This is a genomic window from Comamonas thiooxydans (assembly GCF_000964545.1).
GTDB classification, from domain to species: Bacteria; Pseudomonadota; Gammaproteobacteria; order Burkholderiales; family Burkholderiaceae_C; genus Comamonas; species Comamonas thiooxydans.
The window spans coordinates 215,532-239,600 of the sequence record NZ_BBVD01000005.1 but is presented as its reverse complement, the minus strand read 5'-3'; the positions used below and the strand labels follow the sequence as shown (position 1 = coordinate 239,600).

Genomic DNA, 24,069 nt, shown 5'->3' with positions numbered 1-24,069 from the left:
CTTTGAGTTTTATGTTTCGTTTTTGTTTTTCTTAATGATGGCGATAGTTTTCAACCTACACCTCTAAACCTATCAACTTTCAGCTCGAAAAGCCATCGGTCAGCAGGCCGGGTTGAACAGGAAATCCCTAATCTGTGTCGCTTTTGCGTGTTTCGGCAGGAGGGGGCGCGACGGTGGGGGCAGGGCCTTCTACAGGCTGTTGCGGATCGGCTGATGTGCGCTTTTGCGCGATTTCCTGGTTTAGCAGCTTCTCCTCCTGCTCCTGCATGGTGGCAAACAACTCCCAGGCAGCCATGAACAGGGCGGCAATGGCGGGACCGAGCACAAAGCCCGAAAGACCGAACAAGGCCATGCCCCCCAGGGTGGAGATCAGAACCACATAGTCGGGCATTTTGGTGTCCTTGCCGACCAGCAGGGGGCGCAACACGTTGTCCACCAGGCCGATGACCAGTACGCCATAAGCGGCAAGGATCAGGCCTTTGGTGACGGCGCCCGTGGCCAGAAAGTAGATGGCCACCGGCCCCCAGACCAGGCCTGCTCCCACTGCTGGCAGCAGCGACAGAAAAGCCATGACCACAGCCCACAGTACTGCACCCTGAATGCCCAGAATCCAGAAAATCAGCCCCCCCAGCGCGCCCTGGGCGGCTGCAACGGCCAGATTGCCCTTGACTGTGGCCCGGATGACGGTAATGAACTTGATGGCCAGTTCGCGCTTGTGTTCGGGTGCGAGCGGTGTGGCTGCCCAGATGCGTGCGACCAACTCCTTGCCATCACGCAGCAGAAAAAAGATCAGGTAGAGCATGACGCCAAAGCCCACCACAAAGCCCAGGGTGTTCTGACCCAGCCCCACAGCTTTGGTGGCGGCGAGCTTGCTGGCCTGCAGGGCGATGTTGGAGAGCTTGGTCTGGATTTCCTCCAGAGTGCCCAGGTGCAGTTTTTCCATCCACGGCGTCAGCCAGGAGGGAAGGGCATTGAAGACTTGCTCCACGTAGCTGCCGGCGGACAGGTTGCCGCTGCTGATTCGATCGTAGATGGCGGCAGTCTCCTTGATGAGCGAGAGGCCTATCAGAGACAGCGGCAAAATGACCATTACCAGACTAATTAGCAAGGTTGCCAGCGCGGCCAGCGTGGGCTTGTTGGGCATGCGCATCAGCAGCTTGCGGTGCAGGGGGGCGAAGACGATGGCAAACACCACACCCCAGAAGATGGCTACGGCATATTCCTCTAGAACCAAGCCGAATCCTGCGGTTACTGCTATTAAAAGAAGAATGAATGCACGTTTGTGAAGCGGCAAAAGCGGCATGCGAATCCTTGTTTATGGAGTTCCCGCAATGTAAGCGACTCCCAGGGGTGTAAACATCTTGTCTTTTATAAGACCAAGACTTTGAACAGTGGCACAATGGCTGCCGCAACTCAAGGCCCTTCCCCAGCCACAGTCGCATCCGCCAATCGGTACAGCCGTGTCGCGGGAGGTTCTACAAACCAGCTAATGCTTTCCGAAGGAAAGCGGAGGTCAGCGAGATATGAGCGATCAGTCAACGATCTATCAAGCCTATCAAGGCAACACCTATCTGTTCGGCGGCAATGCGCCCTATGTCGAAGAGATGTACGAGAACTACCTGGCCAACCCCGGCAGCGTTCCCGATTCCTGGCGTGAATACTTCGATGCCCTGCAGCATGTGCCTGCAGTCGACGGCACCGACAACAAGGACGTTCCCCACCTGCCCGTGATCAATGCTTTCGCAGAGCGCGCAAAGCAGGGCGGCACCAAGGTGGTGGTGGCCTCGGGCGCTGACTCCGAGCTGGGTCGTAAACGCACGGCCGTGCAGCAGCTGATTGCAGCCTACCGCAACGTGGGTCAGCGCTGGGCCGACCTGGATCCTTTGAAGCGCACCGAGCGCCCCGAAATTCCCGAGCTGGAGCCTTCCTTCTACGGCTTCACCGACGCCGACCAGGAAGTGGTGTTCAACACCAGCAACACTTTCTTCGGCAAGGAAAGCATGACTTTGCGCGAGCTGATGAATGCTCTGCGCGAAACCTACTGCGGCACCCTGGGCGCCGAGTACATGTATGCCACCAATCAAAATCAGAAGCGCTGGTGGCAGCAACGCCTGGAATCCATCCGTTCCAAGCCCGTCTTCAATGCGGACGAGAAAAAGCGCATCCTGGACCGCCTGACCGCTGCCGAAGGTCTGGAGCGCTATCTGCATACCAAGTATGTGGGTCAGAAGCGCTTCTCGCTGGAAGGTGGTGAGTCCTTCATCGCCGCCATGGACGAGCTGATCAACTCTGCCAGCGCCAAGGGCGTGCAGGAAGTCGTGATCGGCATGGCTCACCGTGGCCGTCTGAACGTGCTGGTCAACACCCTGGGCAAGGCTCCCAAGGATCTGTTCGCCGAGTTCGATCACACCGCTCCCGAAGATCTGCCTGCCGGTGACGTGAAGTACCACCAGGGCTTCAGCTCCGACGTGTCTGCCAAGGGCGGCCCCGTTCACCTGTCGCTGGCCTTCAACCCCTCGCACCTGGAAATCGTCAACCCCGTGGTGGAAGGTTCGGTGCGCTCGCGCATGGACCGCCGCGACGACCCCATGGGCAAACAAGTGCTGCCCGTGCTGGTGCACGGTGACGCAGCCTTCGCCGGCCAGGGCGTGAACCAGGAAACCCTGGCGCTGTCCGAAACCCGTGGCTATACCACCGGCGGTACGGTTCACATCATCATCAACAACCAGATCGGTTTCACGACCTCTGACCCTCGCGACCTGCGCTCCACGCTGTATTGCACCGACATCGTCAAGATGATCGAGTCGCCCGTGCTGCACGTGAACGGCGATGATCCCGAAGCCGTGTGCCTGGCCATGCAGCTGGCCCTGGAATTCCGTATGGAATTCTCCAAGGACGTGGTGGTCGACATCATCTGCTTCCGCAAGCTGGGTCACAACGAGCAAGACACTCCTGCACTGACACAGCCTCTGATGTACAAGAAGATTGCTGCCCACCCCGGCACTCGCAAGCTGTACGCAGACAAGCTGGCCACTCAAGGCCTGGGCGACACGCTGGGCGACGACATGGTCAAGGCCTATCGCGCCGCCATGGACGAAGGCCGTCACACCCAGGACGTGGTGCTGACCAACTTCAAGAGCAAGTACGCTGTGGACTGGAGCCCCTTCGTGGGCAAGACCTGGACCGACGCTGGCGACACAGCTATTCCCTTGACCGAGTGGAAGCGCCTGGCCGAGAAGATCACGACTCTGCCTGCCAGCGTGAACCCTCACGCCCTGGTCAAGAAGGTGTACGACGATCGCGCAGCCATGGGCCGCGGCGATGTGAACGTGGACTGGGGCATGGGTGAAACCATGGCCTTCGGCTCCCTGGTCGCTTCGGGCTATCCCGTGCGTCTGTCGGGTGAAGACTCGGGTCGCGGCACCTTCACGCACCGTCACGCCGTGGTTCATGACCAGAAGCGTGAAAAGTGGGACGAGGGCACATATATTCCTTTGCAGAATGCTGCCGAGAATCAGGCTCCGTTCGTCGTGATCGACTCCATCCTGTCCGAAGAGGCGGTGCTGGGCTTTGAATACGGCTATGCATCGAACGATCCCAACACCCTGGTGGTGTGGGAAGCCCAGTTCGGCGACTTCGCCAACGGCGCCCAGGTGGTGATCGACCAGTTCATCGCATCCGGTGAAGTGAAGTGGGGTCGTGTCAACGGCCTGACACTGATGCTGCCTCACGGCTATGAAGGCCAGGGCCCCGAGCACAGCTCGGCGCGTCTGGAACGCTTCATGCAGCTGGCTGCCGACACCAATATGCAGATCGTGCAGCCGACAACGGCCAGCCAGATCTTCCACGTGCTGCGTCGCCAGATGGTTCGTGGCCTGCGCAAGCCGCTGGTCATCATGACTCCCAAGTCGCTGCTGCGTAACAAGGACGCCACGTCGCCCCTGTCCGAATTCACCTCTGGTGGTTTCCAGACCGTGATCCCCGAGCAGGACGAAACCATCGTCAAGAACGCTGCCAAGGTCAAGCGCATCATCGCCTGCTCGGGCAAGGTGTACTACGATCTGGTCAAGAAGCGTGCCGAGAAGGAATCCAAGGACGTCGCCATCATCCGCGTCGAGCAGTTGTATCCCTTCCCCCACAAGGCGTTCGCCGCCGAAGTGAAGAAGTACGCCAACGCTACTGACATCGTGTGGTGCCAGGATGAGCCTCAGAACCAGGGTGCCTGGTTCTTCATCCAGCACAACATCCACGAGAACATGCGTGAAGGCCAGAAGCTGGGCTACTCCGGTCGCGCTGCGTCCGCTTCGCCCGCCGTTGGCTACGCACATCTGCACCAAGAGCAACAAAAGGCACTGGTGGAAGGCGCATTCGCCAAGCTCAAGGGCTTTGTCCTGACCAAGTAATACAGGCGACACCCCCTGTCCGAGGACAGGGGGCACAAGAAACATCTTTGGAAAGAATTCAAAATGGCAATCGTTGAAGTTAAAGTCCCCCAGCTGTCCGAATCCATCACTGAAGCCACCATGCTGACCTGGAAGAAAAAGGTCGGCGAGGCCGTGGCCGTCGATGAAATCCTCATCGAAATCGAAACCGACAAGGTCGTGCTGGAAGTGCCTGCTCCTTCGGCTGGCGTGATCACCGAAATCCTGCAAGGCGACGGCGCAACCGTGGCTGCCGAGCAAGTGATCGCCAAGATCGACTCCGAAGCCGTCGCCGGTGCCGCTGCTCCTGCTGCCGCCCCCGCTGCTGCTGCGACTCCTGCTGCAGCCCCCGTGGCCGCCGCACCTGCCGGCGCCGACAAGAGCGGCGTGGCCATGCCTGCTGCTGCCAAGATCCTGGCCGACAACAACCTGTCCGCTGCCAACGTGGCTGGCACAGGCAAGGACGGCCGCGTGACCAAGGGTGACGCTCTGGGTGCCATCAAGGCCGGCGCAGCCATCCCCACCGGCGCTCCCAAGGCAGCTCTGCCTCAGGTGGCAGCTCCCGTGACCAAGGAAAACCTGGGCGACCGTCCCGAGCAGCGCGTGCCCATGACACGTCTGCGCGCCCGTATTGCCGAGCGTCTGCTGCAATCCCAGGCTACCAACGCCATCCTGACCACGTTCAACGAAGTGAACATGGCTCCCGTGATGGAACTGCGCAAGAAGTTCCAGGACCAGTTCACCAAGGAACATGGCGTGAAGCTGGGCTTCATGTCCTTCTTCGTCAAGGCTGCAGTGCACGCACTGAAGAAGTTCCCCGCAGTGAACGCCTCTATTGACGGCAACGACATCGTCTACCACGGCTACTTCGACATCGGTATCGCTGTGAGCTCGCCTCGCGGCTTGGTGGTGCCCATCCTGCGCAATGCAGACCAGATGAGCTTCGCCGACATCGAAAAGAAGATTGTCGAATTCGGTCAGAAGGCCAAGGAAGGCAAGCTGGGCATTGAAGAAATGACCGGCGGCACCTTCTCCATCTCCAATGGCGGCACCTTCGGCTCGATGATGTCCACCCCCATCATCAACCCCCCCCAGTCCGCCATTCTGGGCGTGCACGCTACCAAGGATCGCGCCGTGGTCGAGAACGGTCAGATCGTGATCCGTCCCATGAACTACCTGGCCATGTCCTATGACCACCGCATCATCGACGGCCGCGAAGCCGTGCTGAGCCTGGTTGCCATGAAGGACGCGCTGGAAGATCCTTCTCGCCTCCTGTTTGATCTGTAATTCAGCAGATCGAGCTTCTACAAAGCCCACCACCAAAAGCGGTGGGCTTTTTTCGAGTTAAACAGAGAAAAGATTCAAATCATGAGCAAGCAATTTGACGTCGTCGTGATCGGCGCAGGCCCCGGCGGCTACATCGCTGCCATCCGTGCGGCACAACTGGGTTTCAACGTCGCCTGTATCGACGAGTGGAAGAACGCCGCTGGCGGCGCTGCTCCCGGCGGCACCTGCACCAACGTGGGCTGCATTCCCTCCAAGGCGCTGCTGCAGTCTTCCGAGCATTTCGAGCATGCCAAGCTGCACTTTGCTGATCACGGCATCTCTACCGGCAAGGTCGAGATGGACGTGGCCAAGATGATCGCCCGCAAGGAAGCGATCGTGAAGCAGAACAACGACGGCATCCTGTACCTGTTCAAGAAGAACAAGGTCACTTTCTTCCACGGCCGCGGCTCTTTCGTCAAGGCTGTCGAAGGCGGCTATGAAATCAAGGTTGCCGGCAAGGAAGAGGAAGTCATCACCGGCAAGCAGATCGTGGTGGCCACTGGCTCCAACGCCCGTGCTCTGCCCGGCGTGGCTTTCGACGAAGAGAACATCCTGTCCAACGACGGCGCTCTGAGCCTGGGCAAGGCTCCCAAGAAGCTGGGCCTGATCGGTGCCGGTGTGATCGGCCTGGAAATGGGCTCGGTCTGGCGCCGTCTGGGCACGGAAGTGACCGTGCTCGAAGGCATGGACAAGTTCCTGCCCGTGGTGGATGAGCAGATCGCCAAGGAAGCCAAGAAGGCTTTCGACAAGCAAGGTCTGAAGATCGAGCTGGGCGTGAAGATCGGTGAAGTCAAGTCCGGCAAGAAGGGCGTGACCGTTGCCTACACCAACGCCAAGGGCGAAGCCCAGACCCTGGAAGTGGACAAGCTGATCGTGTCGATCGGCCGTACCGCCAACACCATCGGCCTGAACGCAGAAGCCGTGGGCCTGGCTCTGGACGAGCGCGGCGCCATCGTGGTGGACGATCTGTGCAAGACCAATCTGCCTGGCGTGTGGGCTGTGGGCGACGTGGTGCGTGGTCCCATGTTGGCGCACAAGGCCGAGGAAGAAGCCGTGGCCGTGGCCGAGCGCATTGCCGGCCAGCACGGCCATGTGAACTTCGCCACTCTGCCTTCGGTGATCTACACCAGCCCCGAAGTGGCATGGGTGGGTCGTACCGAGCAGCAGCTCAAGGCTGAAGGCGTCAAGTACAAGGCTGGCTCCTTCCCCTTCCTGGCCAACGGCCGCGCGCGTGCACTGGGCGACACGACCGGCATGGTCAAGTTCCTGGCCGACGCCGAGACTGACGAAATCCTGGGCGTGCACATGGTGGGTCCCATGGTGTCCGAGCTGATTTCCGAAGCCGTGGTGGCCATGGAGTTCAAGGCATCGAGCGAAGACATCGCCCGTATCTGCCACGCTCACCCCTCGCTGTCCGAATCCACCAAGGAAGCGGCTCTGGCTGTGGACAAGCGTACCCTGAACTTCTAAGTTTTTTCAGTCTTGCGCGCAGGTTTTGACATGGCTGTGAAGTGCCCGCGCGCAGGCTGAGTTTCTTTTAGAATTCAGAACAAAATGGCTGCTAACGCTTAGTGCATAAGCGGTAGCAGCTATTGTTTTTTGAGCATCTGGAGACAAGACGGTGAATGTAAGACAAGCCTACGAGGCGGAACTGGCCGCCAAGGGTTTCAAAAGCGATCCCGCGCAGTTGCGTGCAGTCGATGCGTTGCAGCGCTGTGCCGACGAGTGGGCCGTGTACAAGGGCAAGCGCTCCAATGCTCTCAAGAAACTGATCAATCACCCCGATCTGCCCAAGGGCGTCTATATGTACGGCGGGGTGGGGCGCGGCAAGAGCTTTCTGATGGAATGCTTCTTCAATGCCGTGCCCCTCAAGCGCAAGGTGCGACTGCACTTTCACGAATTCATGCGCGAGGTGCATCGCGAGATGCATCTCATGCAAGGCACGCAGAATCCGCTTGATGCCCTTGGCGCCAAGATCGCCAAGAAGTACAAGCTGATCTGCTTTGACGAGTTTCATGTCGCCGACATCACCGATGCCATGATTCTCTACAAGCTGCTCGAGTCGCTGTTTGCCAACGGCGTGGGCTTTGTGACGACCTCCAACTTCGAGCCCGACGGCCTCTATCCCGGTGGCTTGCACCGCGACCGGATCCTGCCTGCGATTGCCCTGCTCAAGGAGCGCATGGAAGTGGTGAACGTGGACAACGGCACCGACTATCGCCGCCGCACTCTCGAAGACGCCAAGCTCTATCATTGCCCGTTGGGCCCGGACGCCGATGCTGCGATGCAGGAGACCTTCGATCGCCTGGCCGAAGCCCATGACGAAGAGCCGGTGATGCAGATCGAGACCCGCAAGATCGCGGCCAAGCGCCGTGCCGGTGGCGTCGTGTGGTTTGACTTCCGCGAACTCTGCGGCGGCCCGCGCTCGCAAAATGACTATCTGGAAATTGCCACGCAGTTTCACACCATCTTGCTGTCCGATGTGCCCGAGCTGCATGTGAACATGGCTTCGGCCGCGCGGCGCTTTACGCTGCTGGTGGACGTGCTCTACGATCGCCATGTCAAGCTCATCCTGTCGGCTGCAGTGCCGCCCGAGAAGATCTATACCGAAGGTCCTCTGTCCCACGAGTTCCCGCGCACCGTCTCGCGTCTGAATGAGATGCGCTCCAAGGAATATCTGGCGCTTGAGCGCCGCGTGGTGGACACCAGCTTGACCTGATCGCCTGCGGGCAACTGCCTGCGGCTTTAAGATGCCAGCCTGTACTTCGAGTTCTGAGTTGATGACGATGCCCACTATCCTTGCCCAGCTGATCCGCCGCCGCATTGTAGGCTTTGCACTGGCGCCTCTGGCCGCCATCTGGCTGGCTTGTGTGCCGGCCATGGCCCAGGTAAAGGTGGATTCGGCGCAGCAGACCGACAAGCAGGCGCAGAAGGAGGTTGCCGACAAGGCGCGTCAGCAACTGCACCAGCAGCGTGCAGCCGAGCGCGACGAGATTCTCAGCAAACGCGCCGTCATCGAGCAGCAGCGCGTGGCTGATGAAAAGCTCTGCTACCAGAAGTTTGCCGTGGAGGGCTGTCTGGCCGATGCCCGCAGGGCGGCACGTGAAAAAGATGCGCCCCTGCGTGCGCGCGAACTGGAAATCAACGACGCGGAGCGCAAGGAAAAGGCGGCGGCCAAGCTGAAGGCCATTGAAGAGAAAAAAGCCGAAAACGCTGCCGTTCCCATGAAGTCGCAGCAACGCGAGAAGAACGGCAAGAGCCAGCCTCAGCCCACCGGCCCGGGTGCCAAACCTGCGGTTGACGAGCAGGCGGCGCAGGCCCAGCGCCAGACCGAGGCTCAGCAGCGTGCCAGCAAGCAGGCCGACTATGTGCGCCGCCACGAGCAAAACCGTGTCCAGGCTGATCAGGGGCGAGCCGAGCGTGAGGCCAAGGCCCGGGCAGATCATGAGGCCAAGCTGAAGGCTGCAGCCGAGCACAAAGCCAGGGCTATGCAGCAGGCCAAGGAGCGAGGTCAGACGGCAGCGCCGCTGCCAGCACCTGCTCCCTGATGCATTTGAGGATAGACAGTGCTCTACAGCAGGGTGCTACCGAAAGCATTGCTGCAAGCGCCCGTTTCCAACGGCGCTCAAGCAGTCTTGTCTGGATTGTCCGGACTGAATGGCTCTTCAAGCGTTTGCTGCTGCGGCTGAGGTATCCAGCTTGAGTATTGCCAGCGAGAGGTTGTCACCACTCCCTGCCGCGCGCCGCCTGGCTTTTTCAATCAGAAATTGCGAGGCTTCGCGTGGGGAGAGTCCGTCAAGCACAGTGCCCAGCTCCTGTGCGGTGAAGTAATGCCACAAGCCGTCCGAGCAGGCCATCAAGCTGTCGCCCGGCAGCAGTTTCTCAATCATGTGGTGGCTCATGGGCGGCGGCGGCTCGGCACCCAGGCAGCCCAGCAAGATATTGGACTGTGGGTGGTGCTGAGCCTCGGTTTCGGTGAGCTCGCCGCGGTCGACCAGTGCCTGTACATAGGAGTGATCAAGCGAACGGTGCATGAGGGAAGAGCCGCGAAAATGGTAGAGCCGTGAATCGCCGGAGTGCATGAAGTGGCAGCGACTGTCGGGCAGGACCACAAAGACCGCGATGGTGCTGTGGGGCTCCTGTTCCGCTGCTATGGCGGTAAGGCGAATGACGGTGTGAGCATCCTGCACAATGGTGCGCAGCATGCGTGTGCAGTCTTCCTTGGCGGGCTCAAAGCGCTCGAAAACCTGGCGGGCCGTCAGCATGACCTGATCGGATGCCTTTCTCCCACCGCTGCGCCCGCCCATGCCATCGGCTACCACGCCGAGAATGCAGCCCTTGGCATAGGGATGCGCCATGAGCAGAACCTGGTCCTGCTGGTATTCTCGGTCACCGCGATGAATGCCGGTGGCCGCCTGAATGCGGTAGCTGGATGACATGAGTGTGTGCGAGTGCGCTCGCGGAGCGAGATTTAACGTTGCGTTACATTTTATCGGCCAGAGGCTGGGCCTCGGCGAATATTTGCGATCTTATGTGAGCTTGCGCTGACTTGGCTTGTTGGAAGGTGAAACGGTTTTGACTCATTTGCAGGAGGCGGTCGCGCAGGTGTTTGCACAGCAAGGTGCGCTCTCGCTGGCTGAGCCCGCATTCACGCCGCGCCCAGGCCAGACCCGCATGGCCCTGGCGGTGGCTCAGGCCATAGAGACGGGCGGGGTGCTGGTGGTGGAGGCCGGCACGGGTGTTGGCAAGACCTACGCTTATCTGGTGCCTGCCTTGCTCAGCGGTCAGCGCGTGCTGGTGTCCACGGCCACCAAGGCGCTGCAGGACCAGCTGTTTGCCCGTGATCTTCCGCGCCTGGTTCATGGTCTGGGCCTGCCTCTGCGCATGGCCAGGCTCAAGGGGCGTTCTTCCTATCTATGTACGGAGCGGCTGGAGCGTGTGCGCCAGGGCCGCACGGCTCCCCAGGATCCGCAGGTGCTGCGCGCCGTGGCCGATGTGGAGCGCTGGGCCAGGGTCACGCGTACCGGCGATCTTGCCGAGCTGACGGCGCTGGATGAGCGCTCCCCTGTGATGCCCTTGGTGAGCTCCACCAAGGACAATTGCATGGGGTCTGACTGCCCGCACTGGCAGGGCTGCCATGTCAATCAGGCGCGTCAGCAGGCGCTGGAGGCCGACGTGGTGGTGGTCAACCATCACCTGCTGTTTGCCGATCTCGATGTACGCGACAGCGGCATGGCTCATCTTTTGCCCAGCACCGGCGTGGTGGTGATCGATGAAGCCCATCGGCTCAACGACATCGGCGTGCAGTTTGCCGGAGAGGCTCTGTCCAGTCAGCAGTTGGTGGGGTATGCACGTGATGCCCTCAGGCTGACGCAGGAACATGCGCGCGGCATGGCCGACTGGCTGGTTCTCTGTGCCACGCTGGAGCAGGCCATGCGTGAGCTGCGCCTGCAGGCCGGCAAGCCTCCGGTCGGAGGGCGGCTTGCGTGGCAAGCGGTGACCCCGCAGGGACTGGATGCGGTGAAATGGCGTGCGGCACTGGTGCGGCTGGGGCAGAGCTTGCGTGCCTTGTTGATTCCACTCTCAAGCCTGGAGGGGACAGGGGCAGAGCTGCAGCGTCTGTATGAGCGCGGCGCAGAGTTGCTCGCGCGACTGGCACGCTTTGCTGCTCCTGCAGATGATGAATGCGTGCGCTGGCTGGAGGTCGGGGCGCAGTATCTGCGCATGCTGGAGTCGCCGCTGTCGATTGCCCGCATCATGCAGCAGAGGCTGCTTCAGCGCTCGCTGGAGGATGCCGGCACGGACCAGGGCGAGGAGCCCGATCCTTCAAGGAAGAAGGCCTGGGTTTTCACCTCGGCCACATTGGGCAATGATGCCCAGCTGAGCTGGTTTGTCGAGTCCTGCGGCCTGCGCGGAGCACAGGTGCTGCAGGTGGAAAGTCCGTTTGACTACCATCGGCAAGCCGGTGTCTATGTGCCCCAGCCCTTTGCTGCGGCCGGCAGCGCACAGCACAGCCAGCAGGTCGCCCAGTTGGTGCTGGATGCGGCGCAGCGCATAGGCGGCCGCACCCTGGTGCTGACTACCACCCTCAAGGCCTTGCATGCGATCAGCGCATCGCTGCGCACCAGCCTGGGCCTGTTTGCTGATCTCGATGTGCTGGTGCAGGGGGAGGCGCCCAAGCTGGCCTTGATTCAGCGCTTTATGGCCGCAGGGGCAGCCGCCGGACGAGGAGCTGTTCTGGTGGCTTCCGCCACTTTCTGGGAGGGGGTGGACCTGCCCGGCGACATGTTGCAGCTGGTGGTGATCGACAAGCTTCCGTTTCCGCCACCTGACGACCCGCTGGTCGAAGCCCGTTCGCGACTGCTGGAGAGCGTGGGGCGAGGGGCGTTTCATGATTACATGCTGCCCGAGGCAGCACTGGCTCTCAAGCAAGGGGCCGGGCGTCTGATCCGCAGTGAAGCCGATCGTGGCGTGCTGGTCATCTGCGACAGCCGCTTGATGACTATGGGCTATGGAGCGGAGTTGATGTCGGCGCTGCCTCCCATGCGCGTGCTGGGCAGTCAGCCGGAGTTCGAGGCGGCGCTGGAGCAGTTGTCGGCGCAACATGCCAGGCGCGACGGCGAGCAGACGCCGGCGCAGGATTCAGAGGCGTAGAAATGAAAAAGGATGCGCTTGACGCATCCTTTGTCCCTTGGGCGGAAAACGCTGCTTACCAGAGCTTCCACCAGGATTCTTTTTTCTTCTCTACGCTTTGCTCGGTGTTGGCGCCATAGCTGCTCTCCAGCACGCGCTGGGCGTCGTCACGCAGCTGAGTCATGCCCAGGGCGTCATAGGATTTGACGAGGATCACCATGGCTTCGCGCACCGCGGGCACGTTCTGGTAGTCCTTGATGGCAGCCTGCGCACGGGCAATGGCCGCCACATAGGCGCCTCGGCTGTAGTAGTACTTGGCGACATGGACTTCGTACTGGGCCAGCGAGTTCACGATGTACTGCATGCGCTGGCGGGCATCATCGGAGTACTTGGAATCTGGAAAGCGGGTCACCAGTTCGCGGAAGGACTCGAAGGAGTCCTTGGCGGCTTTCTGGTCGCGCTCGGACAGATCCTGGCGGGTCAGCCAGCCGAACATGCCCAGGTTGTCATTGAAGTTGACCAGGCCCTTGAGGTAGAGGGCATAGTCCATGGCAGGGCTGGCAGGATGCAGTTTGGTGAAACGGTCCAGCGTGGCCAGAGCCTGCACTTTTTCGCCGGCCTTGTACTGGGCATAGGCTTTTTCCAGCTGAGCCTGCTGGGCCAGTGGCGTGCCGGCGGCACGGCCTTCGAGCTTTTCAAACAGCGGAACGGCCTTGTCATAGGCGCCGGAGGAAGATTCATCGCGCGCTTCGGTATAGATGCGCTCGGGTGTCCACTTGGCCGTCGGGTCGTCCTTGGTGCTGGAGCATCCCGCCAGCGTGGCGGCGATTAACACGGCAGGGACTAGAGTCAGTGAAATACGCGGCATGGTGGACAGTTTTCTGACAATCATTAGCGGTAATAGGAGGCAGGCCCGTCGCATCTGGCGGCAAGGCGCAAAACCTACACCATACACCACCAGGACCGGACCTTCCTGAAAAAGGATCGACGCATTGTAATGGGCCGCCGGATCGCGCTCGCGAGTTGCTGGCGTCTTTACGCTACGGCCGCAGCGAATCTAGAGGCATTGAGTCCGCAGGGACGAAGCGCTCTTCCTACAATAGCGGCCATGTTTGTCCATCTGCGCCTGCACACCGAATTCTCCGTCGTCGACGGAACCACCCGCGTCAATGCCATGATCAAGGCCGCTGCCGAAGACGGGCAGGTGGCGATGGCCATTACCGACTTCAACAATCTGTTTGGCGGCATCAAGTTCTATCGCGAAGGCCGTGGCAAGGGCGTCAAGCCTCTGCTGGGCGCCGAGATCATGCTCGAAGGGCTGGGCGATGCGCCGCCTTCGCGGATCATCGTTCTTGTGCAGAGCAAGCAGGGCTACCACAATATTGCCGAGCTGCTGGCACGTGGCTGGACGCGCAATGTAGTGCGTGATCAGGCGCAGCACAAGTGGGAATGGCTGCAGGAACTGGGCGAGGGACTGATCGTGCTGTCCGGTGCGCAAGCCGGCCCCGTGGGCATTGCTCTCACCCGTGGTGATGAAAAAGGGGCGGCCGAGATTGCCCAGCGCCTGGCCACCATGTTCCCGCACCGCTTCTATATCGAGCTGCAGCGCGCGGGCCGTGCCGATGACGAGTCGCATGTGCTGGCGGCCGTGAAGCTGGCCAGCCGCTTGAATCTGCCGGTGGTGGCGACACACCCGATCCAGTATGCCAAGCCCGACGATTACGAGGCCCACGAGGCCCGCGTTTGCATTGCCGAAGGCGAGATCCTGGGCAATGCCAAGCGGGTGCGCAAGTTCACCCGCGACCAGTATTTCAAGACCGCTGCCGAAATGGAGCAGCTGTTTGCCGACATTCCGAGCGCGATCGAGAACACCATCGAAATTGCCCGCCGCTGCAGCCTGACGCTGGAGTTGGGCAACCCGCAGTTGCCCAATTTCCCCGTGCCGTCCGGCATGAGCATGGACGAGTTCTTCCGCCACGAGTCCTACCAGGGGCTGGAGGAGCGCCTGGTCCACCTCTATCCCGATGCGGCCAAGCGCGACGCCCAGCGTTCGCGCTATGTGGAGCGGCTGGAGTTCGAGCTGGGCACCATCATGAAGATGGGCTTTCCGGGCTACTTTCTTATCGTGTCGGACTTTATCAAGTGGGCCAAGGCCAATGGCTGCCCGGTGGGGCCGGGCCGTGGCTCGGGTGCCGGCTCGCTGGTGGCCTATGTGCTCAAGGTGACCGACCTTGATCCGCTGGAATACAACCTGCTGTTCGAGCGTTTCCTGAACCCCGAGCGCGTGTCCATGCCTGACTTCGACGTGGACTTCTGCCAGCAGAACCGTGATCGCGTGATCGACTATGTCAAGGATCGCTACGGCCGCGATGCCGTGAGCCAGATCGCCACCTTCGGCACCATGGCTGCACGTGCGGCCATCCGCGACGTGGGCCGCGTGCTGGACATGAGCTACACCTTCTGCGACGGCATCTCCAAGCTGATCCCGAACAAGCCCGGCCTGCATGTCACGCTCAAGTACCCGCCCAATCCGCCCAAGGAAGGCGACAAATACACCTATGCCATCAAGGAGGAGCCGATTCTGGCCGAGCGCATCGAGCGCGAGGAGGACGTCAAGACCCTGATCGAGATGGCGCAGAGCCTGGAGGGCATGACGCGAAACATCGGCATGCACGCCGGCGGCGTGGTGATTGCGCCGGGCAGGCTGGCCGATTTCTGTCCGCTGTACCAGCAGCCCGGCAGTACCTCGGCCGTGGCCATGTACGACAAGGACGACGTGGAAGCCGTGGGCCTGGTGAAGTTCGACTTCTTGGGTCTGGCCACGCTGACGATCCTGGAGATCGCGCGCGAATTCATCATGAAGCGCCACAAGGGTCAGGAGAACTTCCAGTTCGAGAACATTCCGCTGGACGACTACCCGACCTACAAGCTGTTCTCGGACGGCAAGACCGAAGCCGTCTTCCAGTTTGAATCGCGCGGCATGCAGCAGATGCTCAAGGAGGCCAAGCCCTCGCGCCTGGAAGACCTGATTGCGCTGAACGCTCTCTACCGCCCCGGTCCCATGGACCTGATTCCCACCTTCATTGCCCGCAAGCACGGGCAGGAAGTCGTGGAGTACCCGCATCCGCTGGTCGAGTCGGTGCTGGCCGAAACCTACGGCATCATGGTCTACCAGGAGCAGGTGATGCAGACCGCCCAGGTGCTGGGCGGCTACTCGCTGGGCGGCGCCGACTTGCTGCGCCGGGCCATGGGCAAGAAAAAAGTCGAGGAGATGGTCAAGCACCGGGGCATCTTCCGCGAAGGGGCGGCCAAGAACGGACTGTCCGAGGAAAAGGCCGACGAGGTCTTCGATCTGATGGAGAAGTTCGCGGGCTACGGCTTCAACAAGTCGCACGCGGCAGCCTACTCCCTGCTGGCCTATCACACGGGCTGGCTCAAGGTGCACTACACGGCCGAGTTCTACTGCGGCAATATGACCGTGGAAATGGACAACACCGACAAGCTCAAGGTGTTGTACGAGGATGCGCTCAAGATGGGCATCACTTTCGAGATGCCCGATGTGAACCGCGGTGTGTACCGCTTCGAGCCGGTGACCGACAAGGTCATACGCTACGGCCTCGGAGCCATCAAGGGAACGGGGCAGGCGGCCATCGAAGCCATTGTGGCTGCGCGCAACGGCGAGGGCACAGGCCCCAACGGCCACGAGAAAGGCCCGTTCAAGAGCCTGTTCGACTTCTGCCTGCGCGTGGATCGCAGCCGCATCAACAAGCGCACCGTGGAAGCCTTGATCAAGGGCGGCGCCTTTGACACGATAGACATGAACCGCGCCTCGCTGATGGCGACGCTGGACACGGCCTTCGGCTTTGCGGCGACCTCGATTGCCAATGCCGATCAGGGCGGTCTGTTCGACATGATGGGCGATGATGCGCTGGGCTCGAGCACGGCGGAGCCACCCATGGCCGATGTGCTGCCCTGGGGCGTCAAGGAAAAGCTGACGCTGGAAAAAACGGCCATTGGCTTCTATCTGACAGGCCATCTGTTCGACGAGGTCGAGGCCGAAGTGCGCCGCTTCGTGCGCACCCCGATCGGCGAGATGCGCGACAGCCGCGAGCCGCAGACCATGGCCGGCATCATCGGCGGTCTGCGCACCATCAACGGCCAGCGCGGCAGGCTGAGCATCTTCACGCTGGACGACAAATCGGCGGTGATCGAGGCCTCGGTTGACGAAAAAACCATGGCAGCTTGCGCCGAAGTGCTCAAGGAGGACGAGTTTGTCGTGGTTTCGGGCCGTCTCCAGCCCGACCGCTTCAGCGGCGGCCTGCGCATGAAGGTGCAGCAGATGTGGAGCCTGGCCGATGCGCGCTGCCGTTTTGCGCGCTATCTGCAGGTCAGCGTCGGGGAGAAGATGCCCGATGTGCCGGCGCTGCTGCGCCAGTTCCCGGCCAAGGTCGAGGAAACCGAGAGCGGCAATATCAACCATGGGGTGAAAGTGCGCCTGGATTTGATCTGCCGCGACGAGCGCGGCTCCGCCAGCTGCGAGCTGGCGCTGGGCGAGAGCAGTCGCTTCTATCCCTCGGATGCCGCACTGGCTGCCTGGTATGGCTCGGCCGCGGCAGGCCAGGTCAAAGTGGTTTATGAATAGGCAGCATGGCAGCCCTTGCGAGCTGCCTGCACCCGAATGTCGGATAAGTGCCTGAATTTTTGATAGCGCAGAGCGCTTGCTGGGTAAGGGATTTCCATGGATTTCCCTTGGTTTTGCCAAATTTGCTTTCAGCCGCCTTGAAATCCCTAACAATGCTATGCATATGCCAGCGCAAAAACATTGCAACGGCTCGCTAGAATGGATTTCATGGCTACCCAACTCCCATCAATTCCCCCGGTCTCGCCAGCGATCAGAACGCCTGACGATGGAGATTCCTTGGTGCTCGAGCGGCGCCGCCAGCGGCTGCAGCCGCCACGTATGTATCAGGTGGTGATGCTCAACGACGACTTCACGCCCATGGAGTTCGTGATTGCCGTGCTGCAGGAGCTGTTCGGCAAGGACCGCGAATCGGCCACGCAGATCATGCTCAAGATTCATTTGGACGGCCGTGGTGTCTGCGGCGTCTACAGCCAGGATGTGGCGGCGACCAAGGTCGAGCAGGTACTGCAGGCGGCCCAGAAAGCGGGCCATCCGTTGCAGGCCACATTCGAGCCTGTTGAATAAGCGCAGTCCGCCCTCAGATTAGTTAGCAGAGAGTCAACCAAGCAAGCCGAAAGGAGTCGCACATGATCGCTCAAGAACTGGAAGTCAGCTTGCACATGGCGTTTGTCGAGGCCCGTCAGCAGCGTCACGAGTTCATCACCGTGGAGCATCTGCTGCTCGCCCTGCTGGACAACCCCAGTGCAGCTGAAGTGCTGCGCGCATGCGCGGCCAATATCGACGACCTGCGTTCATCGCTGTCCAACTTCATCAAGGACAACACACCTCAGGTGGACGGCACCGAAGAGGTGGATACGCAGCCCACGCTGGGATTCCAGCGTGTGATTCAGCGCGCCATCATGCATGTGCAGTCCACAGGCAATGGCAAGAAGGAGGTGACGGGCGCCAATGTGCTCGTGGCCATCTTCGGCGAAAAGGACTCGCATGCCGTGTACTACCTGCACCAGCAGGGCGTCACACGCCTGGACGTGGTCAACTACATTGCTCATGGCATCAAAAAGGGCGAGCCGCCCGAGCCTGCCAAGGCCGAGTCTCCCTCGGAGAGCGAAGAAGGCGCGGCTGGCGAGCGCAATGAAAAGGCCTCGCCGCTGGAGCAGTTCACGCTGAACCTGAACCAGGCTGCCAAGGAAGGCAAGATTGATCCGCTGATCGGGCGCGAGTACGAGGTGGAGCGCACCATCCAGATCCTCTGCCGCCGTCGCAAGAACAACCCGCTGCTGGTGGGCGAGGCCGGTGTGGGCAAGACCGCGATTGCCGAAGGTCTGGCCTGGCGCATCACCGAGGGCACGGTGCCCGAGGTGCTCAAGGAAGGCGTGGTCTACTCGCTGGACATGGGCGCGCTGCTGGCCGGCACCAAGTACCGCGGCGATTTCGAGCAGCGCCTCAAGGGCGTGCTCAAGTCGCTCAAGGACAAGCCGCATGCCATCCTGTTCATCGACGAGATCCACACGCTGATCGGCGCCGGTGCTGCCTCGGGCGGCACGCTGGACGCGTCCAATCTGCTCAAGCCTGCGCTGTCCAGCGGTCAGTTGCGCTGCATCGGCGCGACCACCTTCACGGAATACCGTGGCATTTTCGAAAAAGACGCGGCCCTGTCGCGCCGTTTCCAGAAGGTGGATGTGGTCGAGCCTACGGTGGCCGAGACCGTGGACATCCTCAAGGGCCTGAAGTCGCGCTTCGAGGAACACCACAGCATCACCTATGCGCAGGAAGCCCTGCAGGCTGCTGCCGAGCTGTCGGCCAAGTACATCAACGACCGTCACCTGCCAGACAAGGCGATTGACGTGATCGATGAGGCCGGTGCTGCCCAGCGTATCGCGCCCGAAGCCCAGCGCAAGCAGACCATCGGCAAGGCCGAGATCGAAGCCATCGTTGCAAAAATAGCCCGCATCCCGCCGGCCAACGTCAGCAACGACGACCGCAGCAAGCTGCAGACGCTGGAGCGTGACTTGAAGAGCGTGGTCTTCGGACAGGACAAGGCACTGGAAGTGCTGTCGTCTGCCGTGAAGATGGCGCGCTCGGGCCTGGGCAAGCCGGACAAGCCGATCGGCTCCTTCCTGTTCTCCGGCCCCACGGGCGTCGGCAAGACGGAAGCCGCCAAGCAACTGGCCTATATCCTGGGCGTGGACCTGATCCGCTTCGACATGTCCGAGTACATGGAGCGTCATGCGGTCAGCCGACTGATCGGCGCTCCTCCCGGCTATGTGGGTTTTGACCAGGGAGGGTTGCTGACCGAGGCCGTGACCAAGAAGCCGCATTCGGTGCTGCTGCTCGATGAAATCGAAAAAGCGCATCCGGACATCTTCAACGTGCTGCTGCAGGTCATGGATCACGGCACGCTGACCGACAACAACGGACGCAAGGCCGACTTCCGCAACGTGATCATCATCATGACCACGAATGCGGGTGCCGAGACCATGAACAAGGCCACCATCGGTTTCACGAACCCGCGTGAGGCCGGTGATGAAATGGGCGATATCAAGCGCCTGTTCACGCCCGAGTTCCGCAACCGTCTGGATGCCATCGTCAGCTTCAAGCCGCTGGACGAGCAGATCATTCTGCGCGTGGTCGACAAGTTCCTGCTGCAGCTCGAGCAGCAACTGGCCGAGAAGAAGGTGGAGGTCACCTTCAGCGACAACCTGCGCAAGCATCTGGCCAAGAAGGGCTTCGATCCGCTCATGGGTGCACGCCCCATGCAGCGCCTGATCCAGGACACCATCCGCCGCTCGCTGGCCGATGAGCTGCTGTTCGGTCGTTTGACCAATGGCGGACGCCTGGAAGTGGAGTGGGACGAAGCGGGCAACGAAGGCAAGGGTGATGTCAAGCTCACCATTACCGAGCTGCCCAAGGACGCACCCAAGGCCGAGCCCGAGCAGGCCGTGGCCGAATAAGGCCTTCGTCAGCGCCCGTATGGGATGCTGCAACCAGAGACCGGCAGTGGTGACACTGCCGGTTTTTTGTTGTCCGCCTGGCCTGTGTTTGCTCTCTTTATGAGAGCTCTTATCGCTTGTTTGGCATGTAATTCAGGTGCTTTTATGTCTGAGTACTGCTGGTCGCGGGCGAAGTCGGCTATGAATGATGATTCGCCCATCAGGTTCTATGGAGTGGTCCTGGCGGATGCAGCAGCTGCCAATGCGGTCGTTTCGGTGCTTGTAGCCTGAATGGGCGCAAGCTTTGGCGGAATGTTTTGTCCTGCGGACCACGATAGGGCCGCACGTCAATGCCCAGGCAGGGCTGCCTGATCAATCGCGCAGGTACAGAAGCAGCATGAAGATCGGAGTGCCGATCAGAACGCCGATGATGCAGAACAGGGGGCCGTAGACGAGCAGGCTTATCTCCAGGGCGCGCATGCATTCCGCTATGCCTTGATTCAGGCAGCTGACCCCGTCGGGAGGCAGGAAGATGCTGTGAAACGGCAGAAAAAGCGCCGCCACGACCAGGCTGGCAAGCAGTGCCACAAAGGCGGAGAGAACAAGTCGGCTCAGGGTTTTCATATCGTACATCTCCGCGGCAACTATAGATGGCTCAGCCGTGAATGCGGGGCTTCGCGGCCGACTCGGACCGGACCCGGTGCGCTGCCCTGTCGTGATGGCCGGCCGAGGTTGCTGAGCCGGACTGCCGCAAGAAAACGGCTTTGGAGCATGCCTAGGGCCTGCCTGCTGTGCCGCGTGCGACCTGGCTGATGAAGTTGAGCGCAGCGACGATGATGCCCTTGCTCAGAGGCAGCAAGGCGAAGAACAAAAAGAAGAGGTGGTTGGCCTGCCACAGCGGCATGGTGCGCAGATGTGCGAGCCAGCTTTGAACATGGCCGCCGGCCACGGCGGTCGCGATGGCGGCGGCAAGCAGGGCCAGCAGCGTGACGGCCAGGGCCTTGGCACGCTTGGATGCGCGCTCGAAGGCGAGCGTGACAGGACGGATGAGGCAACAGCCAAAGACCAGGGCGCAGAGAAAAGGCACCAGGTCCACGGCTTCGCCCCGTAGCAGCCAGGGCAGGGCAGTTGCATAGGACAGAACCAGCAGGCCGAGGCCGGTGGTTCCTATGAGTCGGGGTTGCCGCTGTTGCTGCTGCTTCATGGACGTCTGCCGGTGCGCTGGAACGAGGCCGCGAAAACAATGAAAAAGGAGCTGTTATCGCTTGCTGCATGACGATTTCAGATACTTTTGTATTTGAAAGGCAATGCGGAGAAGCGGTGCCAGCTATCAGCATTGCTGTTTGAGCCTGACGCCAGTCACTTGACCTGGCGCTTTTCCAGCTTGCGCGCCAGAGTGCGCCGGTGCATGCCCAGGCGACGTGCGGCCTCGGAGATGTTGAAGCCGGACTCGGCCAGGGTCTCGTGAATATGCTCCCATTCCAGCGTCTTGATGGAGGTGGTCTGGCTGCTGACCTCCACGTCGGTGCGGCCTTCGACCCGCCCGAAGGCGGCTTCGATATCGTCGGTATTCGAGGGCTTGGCCAGGTAGTGGCAGGCGCCCAGCTTGACGGCTTCCACCGCCGTGGCAATGCTTGCGTAGCCGGTGAGAACGACGATGAGCGCATCGGGGTTGTGCAGATGCAGCATCTGCACGCAGTTCAGGCCCGAGGCATTGCCGGCCAGCTTCAGGTCCATGACCGCATATTGCGGCCGGTGCTGGGTCAGCAGCAGCTGCACTTCCTCGCCGCTGGTGGCATGCAGCACACGGTAGCCCCGGCGCTCGAACGAGCGCTTGAGGGTGCGTGCAAATGCCGCGTCATCTTCAACCAGCAGCAGTAAACGGTCTTCTTCCATGCAAACCACAATGTCTTAAATCGCGAGAGCGGACTGGGGCAGGCTGACCTCCACCAGAGCACCTCCGCCTTGCTGAGCCGGCAGATTGCCGGCATGAACGCGGCCGCCCAGGGCGCGGGCCACGTTGGTCACCAGAAACAGGCCCAGGCCGCGGCCAGGACGCTCCTGCTTGGTGGAGACATGGCATTGGCCCAGCTGCTGCAGCACGGCGGCATCGAAGCCCGGACCATGGTCGCGCACCTGGATGCGTATCTGGTCGTGATCGCTGCTCAGGGTCAGCTCCACCCAGTCGGGTGAGGCTTCGAGGGCATTGTCCAGCAAATTGCAAATCATTTGCTGCAATGCAGTATCCGAGAGCATGGCGAAGTCCCTCACGCCCTGCTGGTGCAGCGCAAAGTGCTGCAGGCTGTTATGGGTCTGCCAGTGGCTGACCACGCCTTGCACAAAGCTCGCAAAGGTGGTGCTTTTCGTGCCTTCAGCCCGGGTCTCGCCGGCGGACAGCAGCACGCCCGAGACGATGGACTTGCAGCGCAGCAGCTGGCGCTGCATTTCCTGCAGGTCCTCACGCAGATCCTCGTCCTGCATGAGTGCCGGCATATGCTGCCAGTCGCCCAGGATCACGGACATGGTGGCCATGGGCGTGCCCAGCTCGTGGGCCGCGCCGGTAGCCAGCAGGCCCAGGCGCACGATATGTTCTTCCTCGCTGGCGCGCTGGCGCATATTGGAGATGCGCTTGTCGCGGCGGCGCGTGTTCTCGACGATGCGCGTCAGAAAGACGATGGTCAGGATGCTGGTCAGCGCAAAGCTGATGAGCACGCCCACCACATAGAGGCTGGGCAGGCCTTCCTGACTCACGAACTGCACATGCAGAGGCTGGTGAAACAGGGTCAGGCCCAGGACTCCGACAAAAGAGGCCGCGACCACGCACCAGGTGTAGTGGGCGGGCAGCAGCACGGCGCTCAGAATGCCCTGCAGCAGATACAGATAGATAAAGGGGTTGCTGGCACCGCCGCTCAGGTACAGCTGAATGGTCAGGGCCAGCACATCGGCCAGCAGCGCATAGAAGACGCTGCGCGAGGTCACGGGGCGGTGCAGGCCCTGGCTCCAGTAGATATAGGCCAGGTTGGTGGCCACCAGGGCCACGAGCACCAGCGCCATGGGCAGCAGGGGCAGTGCAATCTGAAAGCCGTAGTGCACCAGCGAGATGGTGACGACCTGGCCGACCACGGCAATCCAGCGCAGCTGAATCAGCAGCTGCATGTTCTGCCGCTCGGTCAGGCGCTGTACGCGAAACAGGGAATCGGAAATTTGGCTCACCGCGCAATTGTCACCGAGCGGGGCTGCCACGGACGCCTCTGGGGCTATGCGTTCCTGATGTAGGCACCGCCTTAAAGGGCCGAAAAAAAGCGCTCCGGGGAGCGCTTTTCAGGGGGAGGCATCAGCTTTTGGCAACCGCCTTGTCGTGCCGGCGTACCAGCCAGGCCGCTCCGATCACCATGATGGCCAGCCCGTACCAAGTCAGGGCATAGACCAGATGACTGTTCGGGAAGCGGATGACCGTCATGCCGGGGCGCAGGACTTCGGTACCGGCCTCTGCCCGGGCATGGGCCGGGTTGCTGGCAGGCACGCCCTGGTCTATGAAGTAGGGGGCGGGCCTGTTCAGACCCTGGGCCTGGGCGATGGCGGCGACATCGCGCGAGTACCACTGGTCGTTGGTAGGATCGTTCTTGCGCAAAAAGCCGCCGCCGGGCTCGCTCATGCGTATCAGGCCGATGACGGTGACGGTCTCGGCGGATGGCCCGGCTTCGGCAATCTGCTTGAGCCACTGGCCGCGCAGCTTCTCGGGCGTGAAGCCGCGGTTGACCAGAACCTGTGTGCCATCGCTCAGCTGCAGCGGCGTCATGAGCCAGAAGCCCGCGCCGGCTTCGGTCAAGGCCTTGGCCAGCACGCTTTGCCTGTCCAGCCATTGGCCCTGTGCCGTAACGGGCAGGTACTCGTGGCTGGCGGCATTGATCTGCGGCCATTGGCCGGGCTCGGGCAAAGCCACGGGGGCGCTGTGCACGCGCTGCTCCACGCGCTCGATGAGGTCGAGCTTCCAGGCGCGGCGCTGCACCTGCCAGGTGCCCAGAGCCATGAACCCTAAAAACAAGGCGATGCCCACAAACGCGAGCATCGCCTTGGCGAAGGGAGAGCGCTGCCGCGCAGCGCTCTGGTTCTTCAT

The 24,069-nt window shown here is 61.3% G+C and carries 17 protein-coding genes; 9 read left to right on the top strand and 8 right to left on the bottom strand.

The window, feature by feature from the left end:
• Window positions 1-127: 127 nt before the first annotated feature.
• A complete protein-coding gene (locus Cth01_RS08620) occupies window positions 128-1,303 on the bottom strand; it encodes an AI-2E family transporter (protein WP_034352340.1) in 1,176 nt (391 codons plus the stop codon).
• A gap of 220 nt (window positions 1,304-1,523) precedes the next feature.
• Between Cth01_RS08620 and Cth01_RS08615 the strand changes: the two genes are divergently transcribed.
• The 5 genes from Cth01_RS08615 to Cth01_RS08595 all read left to right on the top strand — a co-directional run bounded on the left by Cth01_RS08615 (window position 1,524) and on the right by Cth01_RS08595 (window position 9,295).
• On the top strand, window positions 1,524-4,403 hold the full coding sequence (locus Cth01_RS08615) for a 2-oxoglutarate dehydrogenase E1 component (protein ID WP_003055529.1): 2,880 nt from the start codon (window positions 1,524-1,526) through the stop codon (window positions 4,401-4,403).
• A gap of 63 nt (window positions 4,404-4,466) precedes the next feature.
• Window positions 4,467-5,708: a 2-oxoglutarate dehydrogenase complex dihydrolipoyllysine-residue succinyltransferase gene (odhB, locus tag Cth01_RS08610; protein ID WP_034352343.1), complete on the top strand. Its 1,242-nt coding sequence runs from the start codon at window positions 4,467-4,469 to the stop codon at window positions 5,706-5,708.
• A gap of 81 nt (window positions 5,709-5,789) precedes the next feature.
• On the top strand, window positions 5,790-7,217 hold the full coding sequence (gene lpdA, locus Cth01_RS08605) for a dihydrolipoyl dehydrogenase (protein ID WP_034352346.1): 1,428 nt from the start codon (window positions 5,790-5,792) through the stop codon (window positions 7,215-7,217).
• 151 nt (window positions 7,218-7,368) lie between these two features.
• The gene (gene zapE, locus Cth01_RS08600) at window positions 7,369-8,466 is read left to right on the top strand and encodes a cell division protein ZapE (RefSeq protein WP_003069887.1); all 1,098 of its coding nucleotides are present in this window, start codon (window positions 7,369-7,371) and stop codon (window positions 8,464-8,466) included.
• Window positions 8,467-8,533: 67 nt separating this feature from the next.
• Window positions 8,534-9,295, top strand: coding sequence for a hypothetical protein (locus tag Cth01_RS08595; protein WP_045839145.1), 762 nt, complete (start codon window positions 8,534-8,536; stop codon window positions 9,293-9,295).
• A gap of 117 nt (window positions 9,296-9,412) precedes the next feature.
• Here the strand turns inward: Cth01_RS08595 and Cth01_RS08590 are convergent, their stop codons facing one another.
• Window positions 9,413-10,186, bottom strand: coding sequence for a PP2C family protein-serine/threonine phosphatase (locus tag Cth01_RS08590; RefSeq protein ID WP_045838952.1), 774 nt, complete (start codon window positions 10,184-10,186; stop codon window positions 9,413-9,415).
• 136 nt (window positions 10,187-10,322) lie between these two features.
• Here Cth01_RS08590 and yoaA point away from each other — a divergent pair, with 136 nt between their 5' ends.
• Window positions 10,323-12,401 carry a DNA repair helicase YoaA gene (gene yoaA / locus Cth01_RS08585; RefSeq protein ID WP_045839144.1) on the top strand — a complete coding sequence of 693 codons (2,079 nt, stop codon included), beginning with the start codon at window positions 10,323-10,325 and terminating at the stop codon, window positions 12,399-12,401.
• Between the two features lie 55 nt (window positions 12,402-12,456).
• On the opposite strand, the gene Cth01_RS08580 is transcribed toward yoaA, so the two are convergent.
• Window positions 12,457-13,248, bottom strand: coding sequence for an outer membrane protein assembly factor BamD (locus Cth01_RS08580; protein ID WP_003069900.1), 792 nt, complete (start codon window positions 13,246-13,248; stop codon window positions 12,457-12,459).
• A 240-nt stretch (window positions 13,249-13,488) separates the two neighbouring features.
• Here Cth01_RS08580 and dnaE point away from each other — a divergent pair, with 240 nt between their 5' ends.
• The 3 genes from dnaE (at window position 13,489) to clpA (ending at window position 19,973) form a co-directional block, all read left to right on the top strand.
• The gene (gene dnaE / locus Cth01_RS08575) at window positions 13,489-17,022 is read left to right on the top strand and encodes a DNA polymerase III subunit alpha (RefSeq protein ID WP_034379637.1); all 3,534 of its coding nucleotides are present in this window, start codon (window positions 13,489-13,491) and stop codon (window positions 17,020-17,022) included.
• Between the two features lie 198 nt (window positions 17,023-17,220).
• The gene (gene clpS / locus Cth01_RS08570) at window positions 17,221-17,586 is read left to right on the top strand and encodes an ATP-dependent Clp protease adapter ClpS (RefSeq protein ID WP_034349666.1); all 366 of its coding nucleotides are present in this window, start codon (window positions 17,221-17,223) and stop codon (window positions 17,584-17,586) included.
• 62 nt (window positions 17,587-17,648) lie between these two features.
• On the top strand, window positions 17,649-19,973 hold the full coding sequence (gene clpA, locus Cth01_RS08565; protein WP_012838218.1) for an ATP-dependent Clp protease ATP-binding subunit ClpA: 2,325 nt from the start codon (window positions 17,649-17,651) through the stop codon (window positions 19,971-19,973).
• A gap of 351 nt (window positions 19,974-20,324) precedes the next feature.
• Here the strand turns inward: clpA and Cth01_RS08560 are convergent, their stop codons facing one another.
• From Cth01_RS08560 to Cth01_RS08540, 5 genes are all read right to left on the bottom strand, one after another.
• The gene (locus tag Cth01_RS08560) at window positions 20,325-20,576 is read right to left on the bottom strand and encodes a hypothetical protein (RefSeq protein WP_045839143.1); all 252 of its coding nucleotides are present in this window, start codon (window positions 20,574-20,576) and stop codon (window positions 20,325-20,327) included.
• 151 nt (window positions 20,577-20,727) lie between these two features.
• Window positions 20,728-21,156, bottom strand: coding sequence for a hypothetical protein (locus tag Cth01_RS08555; protein WP_045838951.1), 429 nt, complete (start codon window positions 21,154-21,156; stop codon window positions 20,728-20,730).
• Between the two features lie 155 nt (window positions 21,157-21,311).
• Window positions 21,312-21,848, bottom strand: a complete 537-nt coding sequence (locus Cth01_RS08550) for a response regulator transcription factor (protein WP_003069919.1) — start codon at window positions 21,846-21,848, stop codon at window positions 21,312-21,314.
• A 15-nt stretch (window positions 21,849-21,863) separates the two neighbouring features.
• Entirely contained in the window at window positions 21,864-23,165 is a 1,302-nt protein-coding gene (locus Cth01_RS08545; protein ID WP_045838950.1) for an ATP-binding protein, read from the bottom strand.
• 121 nt (window positions 23,166-23,286) lie between these two features.
• On the bottom strand, window positions 23,287-24,069 hold the full coding sequence (locus Cth01_RS08540; RefSeq protein ID WP_045838949.1) for an SURF1 family protein: 783 nt from the start codon (window positions 24,067-24,069) through the stop codon (window positions 23,287-23,289).

Excerpts from the sequence above, each read along its gene's own strand:
- Cth01_RS08620 (WP_034352340.1), bottom strand. The coding sequence starts at position 1,303 with ATGCCGCTTTTGCCGCTTCACAAACGTGCATTCATTCTTCTTTTAATA.
- Cth01_RS08615 (WP_003055529.1), top strand. The coding sequence starts at position 1,524 with ATGAGCGATCAGTCAACGATCTATCAAGCCTATCAAGGCAACACCTAT.
- odhB (WP_034352343.1), top strand. The coding sequence starts at position 4,467 with ATGGCAATCGTTGAAGTTAAAGTCCCCCAGCTGTCCGAATCCATCACT.
- lpdA (WP_034352346.1), top strand. The coding sequence starts at position 5,790 with ATGAGCAAGCAATTTGACGTCGTCGTGATCGGCGCAGGCCCCGGCGGC.
- Cth01_RS08595 (WP_045839145.1), top strand. The coding sequence starts at position 8,534 with ATGCCCACTATCCTTGCCCAGCTGATCCGCCGCCGCATTGTAGGCTTT.
- Cth01_RS08590 (WP_045838952.1), bottom strand. The coding sequence starts at position 10,186 with ATGTCATCCAGCTACCGCATTCAGGCGGCCACCGGCATTCATCGCGGT.
- Cth01_RS08580 (WP_003069900.1), bottom strand. The coding sequence starts at position 13,248 with ATGCCGCGTATTTCACTGACTCTAGTCCCTGCCGTGTTAATCGCCGCC.
- dnaE (WP_034379637.1), top strand. The coding sequence starts at position 13,489 with ATGTTTGTCCATCTGCGCCTGCACACCGAATTCTCCGTCGTCGACGGA.
- clpS (WP_034349666.1), top strand. The coding sequence starts at position 17,221 with ATGGATTTCATGGCTACCCAACTCCCATCAATTCCCCCGGTCTCGCCA.
- clpA (WP_012838218.1), top strand. The coding sequence starts at position 17,649 with ATGATCGCTCAAGAACTGGAAGTCAGCTTGCACATGGCGTTTGTCGAG.
- Cth01_RS08560 (WP_045839143.1), bottom strand. The coding sequence starts at position 20,576 with ATGAAAACCCTGAGCCGACTTGTTCTCTCCGCCTTTGTGGCACTGCTT.
- Cth01_RS08555 (WP_045838951.1), bottom strand. The coding sequence starts at position 21,156 with ATGAAGCAGCAGCAACAGCGGCAACCCCGACTCATAGGAACCACCGGC.
- Cth01_RS08550 (WP_003069919.1), bottom strand. The coding sequence starts at position 21,848 with ATGGAAGAAGACCGTTTACTGCTGCTGGTTGAAGATGACGCGGCATTT.
- Cth01_RS08540 (WP_045838949.1), bottom strand. The coding sequence starts at position 24,069 with ATGAAGAACCAGAGCGCTGCGCGGCAGCGCTCTCCCTTCGCCAAGGCG.